Genomic DNA, 18,605 nt, shown 5'->3' with positions numbered 1-18,605 from the left:
TTTAATTAACGATAACACAAACAAAATAGATTTAAAGGGTGCATTGATACTATTACTTTATAACACATCCCTTTCTATCAAAAGGGAGGATGATAAAAATGTTAAAACCATTAAGAACAGCAGTTGGTTATATTAGAACAGCATCGTTAGAATTAAACACTGAGGATATTGTTCAATTAAGAAAAGAAGATATAGCAACTTACTGTACAAAACAAGGAATATTAATAGAAGAAATTATAGAAGATAGGGGTTCTAGCGGTTTATCACCTTTAATTTCGAGAGTTGGTGGCGGTACGCTTATTGATTACATTATCAAGGGTGAAGCAGATTGTATTATTGTTCACCATCTCTATGAATTGAGTAGAGATAGTGAGGAACTCCTTTCCTTTTTGAAAATAATTAATGAGAAGGAAATTACGCTTATTGATCTTTCAGTACTAAATTCTAAATGCTTAAATCTAAAAATGAATGGAGAGGTTTGCCAAGTAAAAAACCTTACCACTCTTTATAATGAAGGGGGAATTGTGCTGGATAACAAAATGAACAGTTACCATATTGGAGAAATTACAGGCAGTTTTGGAATAAATGTGGCAGGTCTCGATGTTTGGTTCGATGAAGGTGAACTTGTTTATGTGCTTGCTGAGATTTTTGACGAAGAAGATTCAGATTGTATTTTATGGTACGCTATAATGCAGCCTGTTAGTAAAGATGTAATAAGGATAAATTCAGATTTTATTAAGGTGAAAAGCCGTGGGAATGTTATGAGATTTCCACATTATAGCGGAGAATAACAGAAAAAGGTAATCATTTTACCATATAAAAAATTATAAGGAGGGTGCCTTCACACTAAAATAATCACACTACATCCCTTCCTGAAAAAAGGGAGGAATCTTTTATGAAAAATGCAGTTATTTATGGTAGAACTAGTGAAATGGGGCCTAATTTCCATGAAAAAATAAGTATTGACGCCCAAATATATGAAATTGAAGGTTATTGCGAGCGGAAAAATTACGAAATAGTAGAAACATTCGTTGACAAAAATTACAGTGGAGGAAATGATAATAGACCAGACTTTAACTTAATGTTTGCACATTTGGAGAAACATCATAAAGAAATTGATGCTGTAATTGTTTATAATCTAAGTAGATTTTCTAGAAATCTTACAGACTTAAAGAAGTATCTTAAAATACTAGATAAACTTGATATTGACTTTTTATCTGTTATGGAGCCATTTTGTGAACTATCAGGTTCGGCCCGAGGCTTTATGATTAACATTCTTGGTTCTGTTGCAGAGCTGCAACGTGAGCAAAATGCTGAAGTGGTTCGAAGCGCAATGATGCTAAAATCAAGGCAGGGAAAACATATGGGAGGGAAAGTCCCGTACGGGTACAGTTTAAATAGGGAAAATGGGAAGTATGAGATTGTTGAGGAGAAGGCAGAGATTGTAAGGTATATTTTTAATAGTTACATGGATGGCAAGAATCCTACCCAAATTACCGAAGAGATAAAATCAGCACGTGCTAAGTCAGAAATGAAACTAAATGAGAGTTCGATAGCCACAATATTAACAAATGAAAAATACACTGGAAAGTATGAGTATGGAAAAAGAAAAAATAACCCAAATGGAGATAGAAAAAAGAGAAAGGTTGATCAAGAAAATTGGGTAGTAATTAATAACAATCATCCCCCAATAATTTCACGAGAAACATTTGATCTTGTTCAAAAAGAAAGGGTTAAAAGAAGGATCGTAAAAAATAAAGTTGAAGATAAGAAGCCAACTAAGGGACAAAAATTATTAACAGGTCTGGTCAAGTGTAGTTGTTGTGGAAGTCATTATTACGTTTCATCTAGCACACGGAATTATGGGGATTACTATTACTACATGTGTAGTAATAAAAAATGTCCTCATAAAAAGGTAAGGAAGATTCAACTTGAAACTATAGTGTTACAAACTATTTTAGAAGTGTTTGATCCAGAGGTGTTTAAGGATCTCTATAGGAGAGAATATGATAAGGTTTTGGAAAGAATCAATATTAGTTTGGAAAATGACAGATTTACTCATAAAAAGATTCAGGATTTAATCAAGGAGAAAAATATTTATTTAAATGTAATTAGAGATGAAATAAGTCAGAAAGTAAACATTCTTACTGATGATTATAAAGAAAGGGTAAGCAAGATTAATAAACAAATTTCTACATTAGAAGATCAGGTACACAGGAATAATATAAAATTTCTTAAAGGAGATTTACCTAGTTATAGCCAAATTTTCGAAGTTCTAGACGACAGTATTTATAACATAGAATTCCTGCAGACATTTTCTTTTGGGACCATAAAAAACTTGGTGAAGTATTATATAGAGGAGATTGTTATTACTGATATTAATACCAATGAATCATCAGTAGAAATAATCTTTAAGCAAGGTGCGCCTTCAGTAGAGTTTAATTTGAAAAGAGGACAAAGAAACTTACCAGATGAATTAGAATTTAGTGATGATGATTATGAGTATGATTTACTAATATTGGTGACAAATGTGATTGTACAAATGAAAGAACAGGGAATGGCTGTTTAAAAAGATTGATTAAAAAATGGTTTGGTTAGAATTGAATCGTGAGGTGTTACATTTGCATTTATTTTTCCGATTCTCACCCTTACGACTCTTTTTATAACGATCGACTATAGCAATTACTTTTTTGATTACGGCTAATAGCCTTTGATAATATAACTATATAAAGCAGATGGGAGGTTGACCATTTCCAGATGAAGGAGATAGGATTCGTGGTCTGACCCCGCTCTGCTAATAACAATTCTAAAAATAAAGCCATCATACTACATTGATAATCTATGGTTCATTTTATAATGGTTAATCGTAAACTGTGTTCATAAAAAATCTATAATATGGGATACTCATCCGGATCACTAGCTTCCAATGTCTTAGTAATACGAGTAGAGTCAGGGCCCATTAGCATTTCATCTTCATCATCATTTTCTACTACAAAAGTTTGTCTAGTAGTGGGTGGACCGAGTTGACATTCAATGTCGTCTCCGTTTTCTACAGTTTCACTAAGTTTAGTTGTATCTGGTTCAAAAAATTGATAGTTGTCTTCATCAGTGTCTTCTAAGGTAGCAGTTTCTCTTGTAGTATTAGGCCCTGCATAACTTTCATCAGCATCATTATTTTCAATAACTCTTGTTTCAATTGATTTATCGCGAGGTCCAAAAAATGCAGCGTGTATTGTTTTTTCTTTATCCAAGTAATTCACTTGAGTCAAATGGTCATAAACCAAGGTAATATCTTCTTGTATTGGGTACTCTTCAGCATATAGGCTAATATACGGCTTCTTCATCTAATCCTCCTCAATTACTATAACTGAAATCATTTGCGTGTTAGTATCTCTTAATTCTATTATATCAGCAGACCCCTTATTATACATATCTAGGAATTTCACTAACGCTGAGGAACTAGAAGTTTCTTCATTATACAATATTATTAGCTTATCAATATTGCTGTATAGCAATCGATCTTTTAGGTTAGTAAGCTCTAAATCATTAATCTTCAGAAAATTACCATTAGACGGGGACTCAGTTAAATGGATAAGGGTCGATGGTGAACTGTTTGTTTCTATATCTATACTACTGTGTACTTTTGAAATATGTTGTTCAGCAGTATGAGAAGCAAGAAGCAAAACGCTAATTATAACAAACCATATCATATACTTTTCTATATTTTTAATTAAAGTGACTTGAAAATTACTTTCACTTTTAATAGTGTGCCACTCGTAATACAGTAACTCGGTAAGTTCTTTCAATGGAGTATCTGAGTTCCGGATTGAGCTAAATAGGGTTCTATTATATCCTCTGACTTTCATAAAGTCATTGAAAAATAAGAGTAAATTAATTAGAACATAGACGAGAGTAACTAAAAATAATAGCTTATAATCACCTGTGAGATTATGAAGTTTCCCCAATTGTGTCCCGTATAGTGGCAAAATCAAAGCAATTATTGCTATGTAAGCAACATATTTATTAAATGTCTTATTCTTTGTGCCTTCCAACTGGTTAATCTTGTACATGAGTGCTTCTTTGTGAATTAAAACTTTATCATCACTAACTGTCTCAAGTTCCAACTTATAGGTATCGTAAGCTGCATCTGCTTCATCGTTGGGATAATTACACACTTCCTCTAAGTTAATTATTTTTGAGATTTTTATTTCCTTAGTTTTAGTACAAAAAGTAATTAAATGAATGATTCTCTTACCCAAATTAAAACTTAGGAAAGAAATCCTTAATCGCCCTAGGGAACTTTCTTGAACTTCGCCAAAACGCAAATCATCGGATATTCTTAAAATGGGACTATACGATAAAATCTTGCAAAGGAATAATAGTATCTTACTTCTCATTCTTATCTTCTCCAGTTAAGTACTCCACAATTTTATCTGAAATACCTAGATTTAGTTTCTCCTCAAGCCATTGCCACTGACCATTTGCATTTAGTTCTAAGAAGATATATTTTTGTTTATTTACAATGAAATCAAATGCAGCAAAATGTATGTTGAGCTTGTCCATCATTTCATAACATTTCATCTCAATATCCTCTGGAACTTTAATTTTACTGTAGTGTACCTTGGCATCTTTTTTACGCCAGTCAACATTATTCGAAGATTCCACTTTAACACCAAAACATTCACCGTACACAATGGTTAATCGTACTTCATAATCTTTCTCCACATATGTTTGAAAATAGGCCGGTGAAAATTCAAGTCCTTCGATGTATCCTGTATCTTTGACTATATTGGTTTGAATGAAATTAACGGTCTGGCTTGTATTTATTCTTCCGACCGATATAGGTTTTACAATTGAGCTTTCTTGAGATGCTACAAATTCTCGTGCAGAATTATTTGAATTGGTTAGTAGAGAGGGTGGAACGGTAAAACCAACTTCTTTTGCAACATGTATTTGAACAATCTTGTTATCGGCCTTTTTAAGAATTGAAGGTCTTGTTAATGCTACTTTTCCAGCATTTTCTGCTATTCCTTCTATTATAGCCATCATTTCTTTGTACATTAAATTTCTATATTTAGCATCAAATCCTTGAAGATCTGGTAAAGTAATCTTTCTATAATAAACCCCATGACAATCATTAATATTAATTGAAACGTTTGAGATTGTATTTGAAATAACTGTATCTTCATTAGTGACCTTTATTTCATAGTCATTAAATTTATCAGTATTAAAACGAAAAAAACTAACTGTATCACTGAATTGATGGATAATACTATCGACAGTGAGGTCCATCGAATTCGTTATGATTAAAATGTACATATTTGATTTCCTCCACTAATATTTTTAACCATTCCTTAATAAAACTTCTAAACCCATTTTAGACAATTATACCGTATTTACAATTTAAATAGTTTTTTTGAGAGGGTAATATAGTCTACTTGTTTTAAGTATGCATGACTCGTCCTTTTCCTTTTGGCCCGTTATAATAACATCTAAAATAAGGGGGAGTAAAATTGAATAACAAAAAAAAGGCATTAGCATACATAAGAGTTTCTAGATTGGGGAGAGAAAAATCAAAAAGTGAAAATGCTAGATTTCGGGATAAAGAGAGTCCTCAAACCCAGATGGAGCATATCAAAAGATATTGTGAGCAAAAAGGTTATGAGATTATTAATGTTTTTGAAGACTTAGATTATAGTGGTGGGACAGACGATCGCCCTGATTTCCAAAAAATGTTTCATGAAATAAGGACAAATAAAGATGTTGATGCGGTTATTGTATATAGTCTTAGTAGATTTGCGCGAGATGTTCTGGATTTAAATAAGTATTTAGTCGTTCTTGAGGAGCATAAAGTTGATTTTGTATCTTGTACCGAGGAGTTTCTAAGAACTGATACAATGTATGGGAAATTTTTAATTAATATAATCGGTGCTGTAGCTCAGCTTCAGCGTGAACAAATAGCTGAAAATGTTCGAGACAACATGCGTAATAAGGCACTTCGTGGTCAATTTTTAGGGGGCATTCCCCCTTTTGGTTATGTTTTAAATGAAGATAATCAAAAATTTGTTATTAAGGAAGAAGAAGCAGAAGTAGTAAAACTCATTTTTGATAGATATATAAACGGAGATGGAATAATCAAAATTAGAAATTATTTAAATAAGAATGCCTTTCTTGGTAGAGATGACTACTCTGTTGGAACACTTCAGTCTATCTTAAAAAACGTACATTATACAGGAGATTATGTATATTCGAAACGCAAAAATATTAGCCGCACAAAAAAGAAAAAAACTGATGAAGAAGAGTGGATAATTGTTGAAAATAATCACCCACCGATTATTTCAAAACAACAATACTTATCGGTACAAAAATTAATGAAAAAGCGAAATCGATCTAATCCAGAGAATTTAGACAAGCGAGTAAGTGGTAATCAATTCTTAAGTGGAATATTACAATGTTCTTCATGTGGGCATAAGTATTACCATGGGCCAAAAAGGAATGGTTCTGGGAATAAGTTCGACTACTATGTATGTGGAGGATATAAAACAAAAGGGAAACCTTACTGTACAAATAAACGGGGTCTGAGGATAGATTGGGTTGATCAATTGATTCATGATTCAATAACAGAAGTGCTTAACAAAGACACTTTTCTAAATATGTATAAGCAGACCTTTTCTGATATGATTAAAGAAATTGAGGCAGGGTTGAGTGAGAGTGCTGAGATTACTAAGGAAATTGATCGTTTAAAAGATGAACAGAGCCGCTACCTCAAATTAATCGTTCGAACAGATAATGATCAATTAATTAATCAGTATGAAGGTGAAATTCAGTTTAGAAATGAAGAGATTGAGAACTTAGAGGGGAAATTAAAGGATAACAGTAAGAATGAGAAAACAAAGGAAATGTTAATAGAATTAAAAAAATTGATAGAAGAGATGTTTTTTGAGGGCGAAAACTTCAAAGAATTTGTGGTTTTAGGTATTAATCAAGTTGGACCAATAACAAGAAACTTTGTTAGGGTTGTTGAAATACAAGATGAGGAAGAATTTAACCGGACGAAGCTGGATATCACTTTTGCTTTTAGGAAAGAGGAATTAAAATTATTGTTGAATATAAAATCTGCTTTTAAACTCTATAATAGGATGAAAGCTAACAAAAATGAGTTAACCGAAAATGAAGCAAAGGGAATACAGGAGATTATCGATAAGGCACTTAATGAATATAATAATTGTGTGTATAACGTCGAGTTCGGTCCACCGGTATCTTATAAACTGTAATATAGCGACATTCTAGCGATAAAAATCGTTGGAATGTCGTTTTTTTTTTTGTTATACGAGTCAAACCGTACAAACATGCGAGCAGATTATAAGCTCCTATACTAAATAACGAACAGGTTCGACGTAGGAACGAGTTACAAGGCACTATGTTAGATATTATTGAGCAAATAGACTCCAATATAATGTCGAGGAGAATAAAAGCTCGCCTACCTATAAAAGTTACACAGGTAGGCGAGCTCATCTTGCTTTTTGAAAAAAGAAAACTCAACTACCTTTTTCAAGCGTTTTCAGTATAATGATGCACAACTTCATATTGATGAATCTCATTAAAAACACCCGGCTTTTCTACCTTAGTTCTTAAGCGTTGCGCATGGGATGTGTGATATCCTTCACCTTCACGCCAGGCTAAATATGCTTCCTTTGATTCCCACTTCGTATAGACAATCTGTTTCCCGTCATTCTCTTCATTCAAGAACATAAACTCCAAACATCCAGGAACATCTTTCATTCTTTCTGGGCTTTGTGCATATCGGCTAGCTTTTTGTTGTTTTTCTTCTTTTGGAACGAAATGTTCATTCATAACGACATACATGATAAACTCTCCTATTTATTAAAGTTGTTACGGTTATTATACTAGTAAAATAGATAGAATAATCTTGGCATAATGAATGTTTGAAAAATGTCCATATATAGATAATAGCCTCTGATAGTGCACCTGTTTTTCATCGTTCACTTTGACTTCATAAGTCCCAACTCAGAATATCAATTATTGTGCTATAGTATCCTTGGAGCTATATCTTTCCTTTATTTTGAGATGTTTATTTATATATACCCTTAGCAATTTATGAAATAATAAACCTATGAAGAGGTGGAACAGTGAAGATAACAAACAAACGAAATATATACGTGTCTAATTATCTCCTTTCTATCTTGTTACGCATTATATAAGCAGTATGAAGTAATTGTTATTCGTATAGGAGAAAATCCTGAGATTGATAATGTTGCAGGTGCAGGGCTTGCAATGATTTTTGCTCCAATTTTTTTATTTTTGTTTAATGTTCTCTTCTATATACTTGTTTATTTTTTATCAAGTAGAACGTTTAGTGAAAAAGTATTTTCATGGAGATTACTATTTTTTTCAAAAGGATCTATAGGTTTAAATATGATCAGGTTTTGCATTTATATATATTTAATATGGACTTTTGTTGACCGATTTAGGATAGATGGATTACCACTATGGGTGATTGGTATTTTATCTATAAACAATGTCGTGTATGGATATTGGATATTACATATATTCTTAGAAAGAGCAGAGGCCGCTAAGGTATCGCCAAACAGATAGGCCTAGTTCTAATGCACGAAATGTTCTAAAAAACTCCTTAAATATCCGCATTTGTCCCTTCCGTTTCAGCCGAATATTAATAAGATACTACTATAACAGTTGAAAGGAGGCAAAATTGATGAGTGCAGGATATGGTAATGGATCAGGCTTTGCGTTAATTGTCGTGTTGTTTATTCTTCTAATTATTGTTGGAACTTCTTTTGTAGGTGGCTACGGCGCTTATTAAAATGCTACCAGGATAGAACTGTTATAACGATGACGGGGTATGATGGGGGGGGTTCCATCTTACCCCGTCATCTAGTGTAATTAAGACTTTAGTGCTATTATGAGCCTCACATGTTTAAATATAATAAATTGTGGAATTAGTATAATACAATGAACATAAGAGGAGGCAAATCATGCATTCTTTATCAGATAAGCAATTATTTGATAGTTACAAAAAGGGGATCGAGCTAAATCTAGATAAAGAATTTATTGATTTACTAGAGAAAGAGTTAAAAAGTAGAGGTCTGGAAGTGGAAATAGCTTAATTGGGTTCGTCATGAAATCACTACATACGATCTTTAAAAATTACATAAAGGTAAATAGATAAAAAGGAAGGTTATTCGCCTTCCTTTTTCGTGTTATTTATGGAAGAGCTAGATGCGAAAATCTGAATATATCATCCGATAAAAGACAAAAAAATAAGACAGTCAACTTGTGACGGTCTTATACATTTTGAATTTTGTTTAATATGTTTTTTGCTTGATTTGAATCAGCTTCCGAAAGCTTCTTCTTAAGTATTTCTTTTGTTGATTCATCACATTTTTCAAAGATAAGAAATGCCTTCATCTCATTAGATGTGACTAATTTCCTATAAAGTTTGGAGATACTCCTTTGTTTGGTTGCCATTTTGAAGATATTCCCCCTTATTTATATTGTATATTATATCCTATTCAACTACAAAAGATAAAGTGATAATATAATCCTTTTTTCTAAAAATTCTGGATAATGTCGAGTTTTCCTACGCACACAGATAGTTTCATTGGTACAATTGTGTAAAGGCTACTATAATAATATAGATTGCTAGTGATTGTGATATGGATAATGAGGTGATAGAGTGAAGGATCGCTATACAGATTTTAAAGAAGATCCAAGGTTCAAGATTGCAAACCGGGAAGCGCTTATTGGATGCGGTGTTGCAGTGATCAACTTTATATGGTGGTTTGGCTTTGCTTATGGTTTGGGATCGAAGCCAGTCGATACATATACTTATATATTTGGGTTGCCAGCATGGTTTTTCTATAGCTGTATCGTCGGAACCGTCGTCATTATTGGTGTTGTCATCCTTATGGTGAAAAAAGGCTTTAAAGATATTCCCCTTAATCATGAAGGGGGAGATGACCTATGAACTTGCCGGTAATCATCCCTTTGCTTATCTTTTTACTTATTATTATATTAATTGGATTATATGCAGCAAGGTTTGTAAAAAGCACGAATACTTTTTTGCATGAGTACTTTATAGGTAGCAGGAGCCTCGGTGGATTTATTTTAGCGATGACGATGGTCGCAACTTACGGAAGTGGTAGTAGTTTCTTAGGTGGACCTGGAGCTGCCTATTCGATTGGACTGGCCTGGGTGCTGCTCTCTATGTCACAACTAGTGACGGGTTATTTTACACTTTCTATTCTCGGGAAAAAATTTGCGATCATGTCGAGAAAAATAAACGCAATAACGTTGATCGACTTTTTAAAGGAACGATACCGAAGTAAATGGGTAGTGATTCTTAGTGCATTTAGCATTGTGATTTTCTTATTTTCAGCAATGGCAGCACAATGGGTTGGAGGCGCACGTTTAATTGAATCGATTACGGGTTTATCGTACACGACCGCTATTCTTATTTTTTCTATTACGCTATTATTATATGTTATATTTGGTGGTTTTCGTGCCGTGGTTATTACAGATGCCATACAAGGTGTCATCATGTTTGTTGGAACGCTTGTCATTTTAATTGCGACAATCGTGGCTGGTGGCGGGATCTCGAACATTATGGCAGAACTCGTGTCCGAAAATCCTAACCTGATCACACCATATGGAGCTGATGGTTCGTTAACGCCATTATATATTTCTTCTTTTTGGATTCTCGTTGGTGTTGGTGTCGTCGGATTGCCGCAAGTAGCCGTACGTGCCATGTCATACCGTGACTCTAAGTCACTTCATAAGGCACTGATTATTGGAACAGTGACTGTTGGGATCATCATGCTCGGAATGCATCTAACAGGTGTCTTTGGACGGGCCGTATTGCCGGGAATTGAAGAAGCGGATAAAGTAATTCCGTTGCTAGCGATGGATGTGCTACCGAACTGGATTGCAGGCATCCTACTTGCTGCACCACTAGCTGCTATTATGTCTACGGTTGATTCGTTGTTGTTGGTCGTTAGCTCGTCGATCGTAAAAGATATTTATATCAACTACGTAAAACCAGATGCCGATGAGAAAAGAATTCGGGTGCTAAGTGGAGCAGTTACGACAACGGTGGGTGTATTGGTACTATTTATGGCGATAGATCCGCCAGACTTGTTGATATGGCTAAATTTATTTGCATTTGGTGGCTTAGAAGCTGCATTTATTTGGCCGATTATTATGGGATTGTATTGGAAAAAGGGAAATGCCTATGGGGCGCTAGCATCGATTATCATTGGCGTATCCAGTTATATTCTACTTTATAGCGTGTATACGAACCCGTTTGGCATGCACGCAGTAGTCATACCAGTGATCCTATCATTCTTATGTTATGTATCAGTAAGTCTACTTACACAAAAGGTAAATGCCGTCGAACAAAAAGCAATTATTCAAAAACTGTGGAGTGTCTGAGATGTGAGCAGGGGGACGGTTCTTGTGTTTCCAATTTTGGAAACGCAAGAACCGTCCCCCTGCTTCCTTTTTAGAAGAATAGTAGTGCGAAGATCATGGTAGCTAATAGTCCGGTAACGACTGGGATAAAGCTTTTTCGTACTAAGTCAATGACTGAAATTTTGGCGAAACCTGCGATCGCAACGATTGGAGACCATGCGACAAGTGTACCGCCACCTACCCAAATGGCACCAATTTGACCAATCGATGCAAGTGTTGTTGGGTCTATTCCTGTTGAAGCGGCTAATGCTTCTGACAAGGAACCAATGAGTGGCAGAGCTGAGAAACCGGATCCATCAAGACCAGATACCATCCCTAAAACTAAGATACCTAACGCTGTGAAAAAGGCGTTATCTGGAATATAGCCCTGACCTTCCTGTACTAAGTCGAATAAAAATGCAGGAGTTGTATCTGGATCTGTTCCAAAGATCTGACCTGCAAGTTCACCGCTACCGATAAAGAAAAAGGCTGCAACAGGGATTACAAGCCCCATAACTTTAAAGGCAAACACAAAGCCGTTTACGATATGGTCACTCACTTCTTGTAATGTTTCTTTGTAGTTGCGGAACAGTGACATCACAATGATTAAAATGACTGCTGTACCACCCACTAGAGAAGAGCCTGCGCCATCTTCCATTGCTGGTAAAGCATCAGAAAAAGTAGTTAAGACAACATAAGCAACAATTACGAGAAAGACGGAAGGTACAAGAAATGCAAAAACGGGACTGTATTTACCTTTTTTAACCTCGTTGTCGTCTGATTTCAATTTTAGATCATCGTCTCCACTTTCTTCCCATTCCGTAAGGTTTTGTTTCGATGGTTTTCGAATTGATTTACGGAACATTAGATAAGCAATCGTTAAGGAAACGGCGCCGGCAACAAGGGATAGGATAAGTGTTTGCTCCCCAATTGCGCTAGCTTCCAACGCACTACTACTAGAAGCCGTTAACTCTGGTGCAACTTTTAAAATAAAATCGGAGGATAATGCCATCCCGTGACCAGAAAGTGAAATTGCAACTGCAGCACCCATAGGTGAAAGACCAGCTTGAATTGCAACCGGAATGAGAAGTGCACCAATTAGTGGCACTGCCGGCGCTGGCCAAAAGAATAGCGATAAAAAGTATGTGACTACAACAAGTACCCAAAATGATAAAGTACCAGTGCTCATGATCTTTTGGAACGGTTTGACCATTTGTTCATCCGCACCAATCGACTGAATCGAACGTAGTAACGCGGTCATAATCGCAATGATTAAAAAGATATTAAATAACTCAGTGGCTGCTGTTAAGTTTGCATTAAAAATAGCGTGAACGCCGTCTAGAAAAGACCCGGTGAAGGACCATGCGACGAAAAAACTCATTACTAATGCTGGAACAACGACATTTTGTCTAAATAACATCGTTAAAATGATAATTAACGTTCCGGATAAATATAGCCAATGTGCTAAGGTTAGTTCCATTTTTATCTATCTCCTTTACCTAGGAATATAGAGTCTACGGAACTATCCTATGAAGAAAATAGGCAGATGTGAGTAGGAGACAATATGGGTGGCAAATTGTAGAAGTGAAACTATTTACTGGATTCATACGTATATTCTTATAAAGGGGTATTTCCTTAACTATTACTAAGGGGGTTAACACTTGAGCACAGGAAAGAAAAAGAAATTTGATCTTAAGATATTTATCCTTATTGCACTGCCGTTATCCATTCTTATTCTAATTTTGGTACTACCAGGTTTTAATGTAGGTGGTGACCTTGAAAAAAATATAGTCGAGCCTCACTTGGACACGGTTATAGAAGGTGATTACGTGGTTGAACACATATCAGAAAATATGAAAGCAAGAGCTGGAGTTTCAGAAGAAGCTACTATTTACGAGGTAATCGTCGTACAGGATGATACGGAAACGACATATGAATTAATCGTAGAAGATGAGAAGGTTGTACATTCAGAGATCTTGCCTTTTAATAGGTGAGCTGGTTAAGTGCATAACATAGAAAAAGGAATTTGGAGCATTCATCCAAGTTCCTTTTTCAGTTTCAATTCGAAGGTAGCCTACTCGTATATGACATAAATGAAAACCGTCCATACATCTATATTAAAGAACTAAATCGCGAAGGGTTCATATGATTTAAGGAGATATCGTTCAATAAACTCCGCTACCCCATCATTCTCATGGTGTCCTGTAACAAAGTCTGCTGCTGACTTAACTGCGTTACTAGCGTTACCCATGGCTACACCAGTACCTGCTTGACGAAGCATTTCGACATCGTTCGGACCATCGCCTATAGTGACTATTTCATTTGGATTTATTCCAAATGCACGAGTTAGTCTCGGTATCGCAGACCATTTAGAAATGCTAGGAGCAAGGATTTCGAACCCGTCATTCCAATCAATAACCGCAGCTTCATTGTTAAACAAGGAGGATAATTCCGGACTTGGGGTGCCTGTTCGTACACTATATTTAAGAACATCATGATAATTTGCTTTTCTTAGATCTCCAATATAACGTGGAGAAATTTGACCAACTTCTGTCCAATAGTCTATTTCCTCACTTGTTTCCTTACAATAGATACCATTAGCTGTATGAACAATAACGTTACAAGGACTTTCAGCGGTTAGAGCATGAAGCCGTTGCTCGTCTATTCGAACAGGTGTCATTTGCATCACTCTTCCAGTCACTGCATCATGAATTGCTGCGCCATTTAGACAGATCATCGGGGTACGTAATCCAATTTCTTTATGGTAAGGAGCTGTCACCTCATAGTGACGACCAGTTGCTAGAAAAACTTTTACTCCCTGATTAATAAGTTGATAAATGGCTTCTTTATTTCGGCGGGAAATGTTGTTTGAGGCTGTTAGAAGTGTACCATCCATATCAATAAATATTGCACGAACATTCATTTTCACTGCCCCCTTATTGGTAGTAAGTCCATCATAACAATTAAATATTAAGTCCTAGTAAATACAATGTATGAGTTAAATGAAGATATATAAAAACTCTGAATAAAGCGTGTGATCCTCTTTCTTCTATCCTAATCATTAGATTCATGCCTTCATAAAATAAAAACCAAGATTGACAATTAAAGTGTATTAACCATATAATACACATGAGGTGTATGAACTACTTAATACACACACTTTAAAAAGAGAATTTTATTAGGTCTTATAGGAGATGTTTCGATGAATATAAAACTAAATAATCGAGATCCAGTTTATTTGCAAATTGTTCGGTATTTTAAAGAACAAATTGCAATTGGTAAATTGGAGCCTGGTGAGGAAATACCATCGAGACGGGAGTTGGCGAATAGGATGAAAGTGAACCCTAACACCGCACAACGAGCGTATAAGGAAATGGAGGAACAGGGATTGATTTATACAGAGAGGAATCTTCCAAGTAAAATTACAACGGATCAAGCAATATTAGGTAAGGTGAGAGAAGAACTGTTAGTAGAAGCTGTCGATACGTTTGTAGCTTCAGTTCGTTCCATAAATGTACCAGTCGAAGAGTTACTCGATTTGGTTAAGGTAAAGTACACCAGTAAGGATGAGGACAAGGAGGCATAAGCATGATTGAAGTAAAAGAGGTTGAAAAGAAATTCGGTCGGAAGAAGATATTAAAAGGCGTGTCTTTTACAGCCAATAAAGGTGAAATTACTTGCTTAATTGGAATAAATGGAGTTGGAAAGACAACTATTTTAAATGCAATTATGGCACTTACCCCGATCCATAAAGGTCAGATTTTAATAGATGGAGAACCGTTAAAGGAAAATACATTTGAGAAAATTACTTTTATTCCTGATGCGATTACGATGCTACCACAGATGACAATAGCGGAGTCGATGGAGTTTATGCATGACTTTTATGCGTCTTGGAACCAAGAGCGTGCCACTGAACTACTTAGCTTTTTCAAATTAAAGCCAAATGATCGAATTGCTTCTTTATCAAAGGGGAATTCCGCAAAGGTTAATCTGTTGCTTGGCTTGGCCCTTGATGTGGACTATGTATTAATGGATGAACCATTTTCAGGCATCGATATGTTTAGTCGTGAGGAGATTGCCAATGTTTTCACGAGTCATCTGATTGAAAACAGAGGTGTTATTATTACGACGCATGAAGTAGGGGATATTGAACACTTAATTGATAAAGTTGTCTTACTCGATGATGGCATGGTTACCAAAGAATTCAATGCGGAAGAAGCACGTGAGAACGAAGGGAAGTCTGTCATTGATGTGATGAGAGAGGTGTATGTTCGATGAAAAATTACATAAAACTCGCTAATTTTGAAATCAATCGAGTGTCGAAGTTATTTACTGTGTTACTAGGGATTACATTAATCGTGCAGATTGTAGGAGTGATAGTGGAGGCAAGGAAATATTTGAACATGGCGAATGAAAAAATGTATGAAGAAATGATGTCAATAGCAGAATTTCTTGAAATGTTTAATCAAATGAGTTTTATACAGGTGGTAAGAAGTGTCTGGTTCCTCGGGCCAATTGCGCTCTGTATCGCAGGTGTAGCATTTTACATTTTTCTAATTTGGTACCGTGATTGGTTTGGAAGAAACACATTTGTTTACCGATTGTTAATGCTCCCTACATCTAGATTAACTATTTTCTTTGCAAAGATTACCACGATCATGGTCATGACACTTGGTTTCGTAGCGTTTCAACTTATTCTTTTACCGATCGAGTTGCTAATCTTTAAAGGAATGGTACCGAGTGATTTCCGAAATGACATGGGTGTGAGAGAAGTTGTCAGTAGCATGCCTGAAATTAGTATCATTATTCCAGGAAGCTTATTGGAACTAATCTTATATTATGGAGCGGGCTTGCTAGCTGTCAGCATTCTTTTTACTGGGATATTATTCGAGAGAAGCTTCAAGTGGAAAGGTATTTTCGCTGCTGTTTTGTACGGTGCGGTTGCAGTAGTGCTGTTTATTTCCCCGCTGCTTTTGCAAGAATTTGTTGTGGATCATTTTTTCTACCCACTTGAATTGTTTCTGCTAGAGATTGTAATGGGATTAATTATATTTGCAGGATCCATATGGACGAGTGGATTCTTACTGAAGAAAAAGATCACCGTATAAGGAGTGTGTAAAAATGAAAAAGTATTGGAAATCTACTGCAATCATTGCTGTCATTGTGCTTAGTCTGGGAACCTTCTTTGTAAACGCTGCAACGTCAGCAGAACAGTATCCAGAATTTGTTATCCAAAAACAAAGCGGTGATGCAAGTGAGATAAAGCCTTTAGTGTTGGATGGTTCCTATGCGGATACATCTTCCGCGAGCTATGTGAGCACAAATTTAAAAATATCTACGAATGGTTCTAAATATAATAGTCGGTCTTTAATTGATCAGATTATCGGACAACCTCCAACTTTGATTAAAGACTTGCAGGAGCAATATCGTTCTTTTATGCGAGGTAAGAATGCCTGGGCGGACGTGTTTTTTGAAGACGAATCGTTTCTTGCCTATGCAGATGTAGATTATAAAAGAGGTTCTTTAAAGGCGAGTGATTTTACATTTAGTATCTCTGTCCTAAATAAAAAAGATGGGAATACAAACACCTTTACGGTGGAGGTTCCAGACAGTGGGGTATTGTCTCATATTTTTGTGGAAGATGTACAGGTCGTTGGAGATGAGCTACATCTTATTACCCAAAACATGATGCCAAATTATGAGGAATACCATGATGAAAAACATGTGTACACGATAGATCTAGCTGATCAACATATTACGCATCATGAATCTATTATTCAGTTTCCTAAAGAAGAGGGAGAAAAAGATCTCTATATAAATGCGGAGCTAATTGAGACTGATCCTACCAAAGCCAATGAACGTCTTGTCTTTCTAACGACAAAAGAAATAGAGAGCGACCATCCAGAATCATCTGACTTTGAAGTGATGAATAAAGAAATTATTACTTACAATCTAGCAACAAAAGAATCAGAAGTAATTGATGTGCCAGACTTAGATTTAATGGAGAATCAACTGAGCTTTTATGATGGATCTAATATTTATTTCACGAGAGCAGAAGGGCAAGAATTTATAGTAACGCCGTTTGATTTAGAAAATGAAAAAAACGGTCAGTTACTTCGTATTCCAATGTCAAACGATGAAAATGGGAATGTGTTAACACCAATGATTACAGTAAATGACGATAAACTTTATGCTGTCGATTCCTATATGAATGCAAGTACAAATGCTGCAATAACTGTTTCAGACTTAAAATCGGGTGACCCACTTTTTGAGGGAGAAATAGTGCTTAAAGATTCGTTAGAATTAGATAGTTTCGATTTATATGTACATGAAATATTTTTAAGGTAGAAATGTAATTGTGTAGGCATCAGACTTTCTAGAAAGAGGAGATATTAAATGGAAACAAAAGTGAATAGCTCCATTTTTCTAGCGAGTATCGATCGATATACAAGCGAACAAAAAATTAACGAGCTATATGAGGAATACAAAAACAAGGTGTACAGACTTGCACTATCCTATGTGAAAGATACCTATTTAGCGGAAGATCTCGCCCATGAGATTCTTGTTAAATGCTACTTAAAGCGTGATAAGTTTCATGGTGATTGCTCTTTTCACTCCTGGATGAATCGAGTTGCCATTAATCATTGCTTGGATTTCCTGCGAAAAGGCTATCGTCACCGGGACTTGCTTCAGGAAGATCTGGAAATTTTTCATGATGAAGCATTAACTACGCCAGAATCTGAGGTGCTAAGTAATAGTGAGCGTGCAGAACTCAGATGCAAACTAAGGCAATTACCTTCGAAATATGAAGAAGTCATCATCCTTTATTATTACAAGGACATGTCGCTCAAAGAAATAGAGCTTCAACTAAATATTAAACTATCAACAGTAAAAACGCGTTTATTTCGAGCAAAGAAGATGTTAAAGGAAATGTTCTAAAATGGTTTGGTTTGACTAAGAATCACAAGACGAATCTGTCTGATAAGGATAGATTCGTCTTTGTATGTAGTATATTGTTGTGAGGTGGTTTACCGTACACAAATAATTCTTAAATAATATGGTGAAAGTAATTGATAGTCATTTCGTCGTATGATAGCTTTATTAAGAAAGTATTCGTA

General features: G+C 35.4%; 20 protein-coding genes. 13 read left to right on the top strand and 7 right to left on the bottom strand.

Annotated elements, in window-relative coordinates; all coding sequences use genetic code 11:
* The first annotated feature begins 98 nt into the window (after positions 1-98).
* The gene (locus NYQ66_RS12360) at positions 99-791 is read left to right on the top strand and encodes a recombinase family protein (RefSeq protein ID WP_259869934.1); all 693 of its coding nucleotides are present in this window, start codon (positions 99-101) and stop codon (positions 789-791) included.
* A gap of 104 nt (positions 792-895) precedes the next feature.
* Entirely contained in the window at positions 896-2,569 is a 1,674-nt protein-coding gene (locus NYQ66_RS12355) for a recombinase family protein (RefSeq protein WP_259869933.1), read from the top strand.
* 319 nt (positions 2,570-2,888) lie between these two features.
* On the opposite strand, the gene NYQ66_RS12350 is transcribed toward NYQ66_RS12355, so the two are convergent.
* Genes NYQ66_RS12350 through NYQ66_RS12340 form a run of 3 tightly spaced genes read right to left on the bottom strand, consistent with a single transcriptional unit; the run spans position 2,889 to position 5,319 of the window.
* Positions 2,889-3,344 (bottom strand): hypothetical protein, encoded by a 456-nt coding sequence (locus NYQ66_RS12350; protein WP_259869932.1) that lies wholly within the window; start codon positions 3,342-3,344, stop codon positions 2,889-2,891.
* Positions 3,345-4,397: a hypothetical protein gene (locus tag NYQ66_RS12345; protein ID WP_259869931.1), complete on the bottom strand. Its 1,053-nt coding sequence runs from the start codon at positions 4,395-4,397 to the stop codon at positions 3,345-3,347.
* Positions 4,387-5,319 carry an MvdC/MvdD family ATP grasp protein gene (locus NYQ66_RS12340; protein ID WP_259869930.1) on the bottom strand — a complete coding sequence of 311 codons (933 nt, stop codon included), beginning with the start codon at positions 5,317-5,319 and terminating at the stop codon, positions 4,387-4,389. Before NYQ66_RS12340 ends, NYQ66_RS12345 begins: the two co-directional genes overlap by 11 nt.
* Before the next feature lie 194 nt (positions 5,320-5,513).
* Here NYQ66_RS12340 and NYQ66_RS12335 point away from each other — a divergent pair, with 194 nt between their 5' ends.
* Positions 5,514-7,274, top strand: coding sequence for a recombinase family protein (locus NYQ66_RS12335; protein WP_259869928.1), 1,761 nt, complete (start codon positions 5,514-5,516; stop codon positions 7,272-7,274).
* Between the two features lie 277 nt (positions 7,275-7,551).
* On the opposite strand, the gene NYQ66_RS12330 is transcribed toward NYQ66_RS12335, so the two are convergent.
* Complete coding sequence (locus NYQ66_RS12330) at positions 7,552-7,866, bottom strand: antibiotic biosynthesis monooxygenase family protein (protein WP_259869926.1); 315 nt, start codon at positions 7,864-7,866, stop codon at positions 7,552-7,554.
* A gap of 868 nt (positions 7,867-8,734) precedes the next feature.
* Here NYQ66_RS12330 and NYQ66_RS12325 point away from each other — a divergent pair.
* Together NYQ66_RS12325 and sda are read left to right on the top strand one after the other, a co-directional pair.
* Positions 8,735-8,842, top strand: coding sequence for a YjcZ family sporulation protein (locus NYQ66_RS12325; RefSeq protein WP_259869924.1), 108 nt, complete (start codon positions 8,735-8,737; stop codon positions 8,840-8,842).
* A 172-nt stretch (positions 8,843-9,014) separates the two neighbouring features.
* Positions 9,015-9,146 carry a sporulation histidine kinase inhibitor Sda gene (gene sda, locus NYQ66_RS12320; RefSeq protein WP_259869921.1) on the top strand — a complete coding sequence of 44 codons (132 nt, stop codon included), beginning with the start codon at positions 9,015-9,017 and terminating at the stop codon, positions 9,144-9,146.
* A gap of 178 nt (positions 9,147-9,324) precedes the next feature.
* Here sda and NYQ66_RS12315 read toward each other — a convergent pair whose 3' ends face one another.
* Complete coding sequence (locus NYQ66_RS12315) at positions 9,325-9,507, bottom strand: hypothetical protein (RefSeq protein WP_259869918.1); 183 nt, start codon at positions 9,505-9,507, stop codon at positions 9,325-9,327.
* Positions 9,508-9,715: 208 nt separating this feature from the next.
* Between NYQ66_RS12315 and NYQ66_RS12310 the strand changes: the two genes are divergently transcribed.
* Positions 9,716-10,006, top strand: a complete 291-nt coding sequence (locus tag NYQ66_RS12310) for a YhdT family protein (protein ID WP_259869915.1) — start codon at positions 9,716-9,718, stop codon at positions 10,004-10,006.
* On the top strand, positions 10,003-11,469 hold the full coding sequence (panF, locus tag NYQ66_RS12305) for a sodium/pantothenate symporter (RefSeq protein ID WP_259869911.1): 1,467 nt from the start codon (positions 10,003-10,005) through the stop codon (positions 11,467-11,469). The genes NYQ66_RS12310 and panF overlap by 4 nt, the downstream gene beginning before the upstream one ends.
* Positions 11,470-11,539: 70 nt before the next feature.
* On the opposite strand, the gene NYQ66_RS12300 is transcribed toward panF, so the two are convergent.
* Positions 11,540-12,967: a hypothetical protein gene (locus NYQ66_RS12300; protein ID WP_259869910.1), complete on the bottom strand. Its 1,428-nt coding sequence runs from the start codon at positions 12,965-12,967 to the stop codon at positions 11,540-11,542.
* A gap of 181 nt (positions 12,968-13,148) precedes the next feature.
* Here NYQ66_RS12300 and NYQ66_RS12295 point away from each other — a divergent pair, with 181 nt between their 5' ends.
* Positions 13,149-13,481, top strand: a complete 333-nt coding sequence (locus NYQ66_RS12295; protein ID WP_259869908.1) for a hypothetical protein — start codon at positions 13,149-13,151, stop codon at positions 13,479-13,481.
* Positions 13,482-13,612: 131 nt separating this feature from the next.
* On the opposite strand, the gene NYQ66_RS12290 is transcribed toward NYQ66_RS12295, so the two are convergent.
* Complete coding sequence (locus NYQ66_RS12290) at positions 13,613-14,410, bottom strand: HAD family hydrolase (protein WP_259869905.1); 798 nt, start codon at positions 14,408-14,410, stop codon at positions 13,613-13,615.
* 279 nt (positions 14,411-14,689) lie between these two features.
* Here NYQ66_RS12290 and NYQ66_RS12285 point away from each other — a divergent pair, with 279 nt between their 5' ends.
* From NYQ66_RS12285 to NYQ66_RS12265, 5 genes are read left to right on the top strand one after another with little or no spacing between them, the layout of a single operon-like run.
* Positions 14,690-15,073, top strand: coding sequence for a GntR family transcriptional regulator (locus tag NYQ66_RS12285; RefSeq protein ID WP_259869902.1), 384 nt, complete (start codon positions 14,690-14,692; stop codon positions 15,071-15,073).
* 2 nt (positions 15,074-15,075) lie between these two features.
* The gene (locus NYQ66_RS12280) at positions 15,076-15,765 is read left to right on the top strand and encodes an ATP-binding cassette domain-containing protein (RefSeq protein ID WP_259869899.1); all 690 of its coding nucleotides are present in this window, start codon (positions 15,076-15,078) and stop codon (positions 15,763-15,765) included.
* Positions 15,762-16,595: a hypothetical protein gene (locus tag NYQ66_RS12275; protein ID WP_259869896.1), complete on the top strand. Its 834-nt coding sequence runs from the start codon at positions 15,762-15,764 to the stop codon at positions 16,593-16,595. Before NYQ66_RS12280 ends, NYQ66_RS12275 begins: the two co-directional genes overlap by 4 nt.
* 13 nt (positions 16,596-16,608) lie before the next feature.
* Positions 16,609-17,835: a YfgM family protein gene (locus NYQ66_RS12270; RefSeq protein ID WP_259869893.1), complete on the top strand. Its 1,227-nt coding sequence runs from the start codon at positions 16,609-16,611 to the stop codon at positions 17,833-17,835.
* A gap of 48 nt (positions 17,836-17,883) precedes the next feature.
* Positions 17,884-18,426: a sigma-70 family RNA polymerase sigma factor gene (locus NYQ66_RS12265; protein ID WP_259869890.1), complete on the top strand. Its 543-nt coding sequence runs from the start codon at positions 17,884-17,886 to the stop codon at positions 18,424-18,426.
* The last annotated feature ends 179 nt before the right edge of the window (positions 18,427-18,605 follow it).

Origin of the sequence: Aquibacillus koreensis (assembly GCF_025154055.1) — a bacterium.
GTDB classification, from domain to species: Bacteria; Bacillota; Bacilli; order Bacillales; family Amphibacillaceae; genus Aquibacillus_C; species Aquibacillus_C koreensis.
The sequence above is the reverse complement of the archived record's forward strand: the minus strand, read 5'-3'. Positions and strand labels throughout refer to the sequence as shown.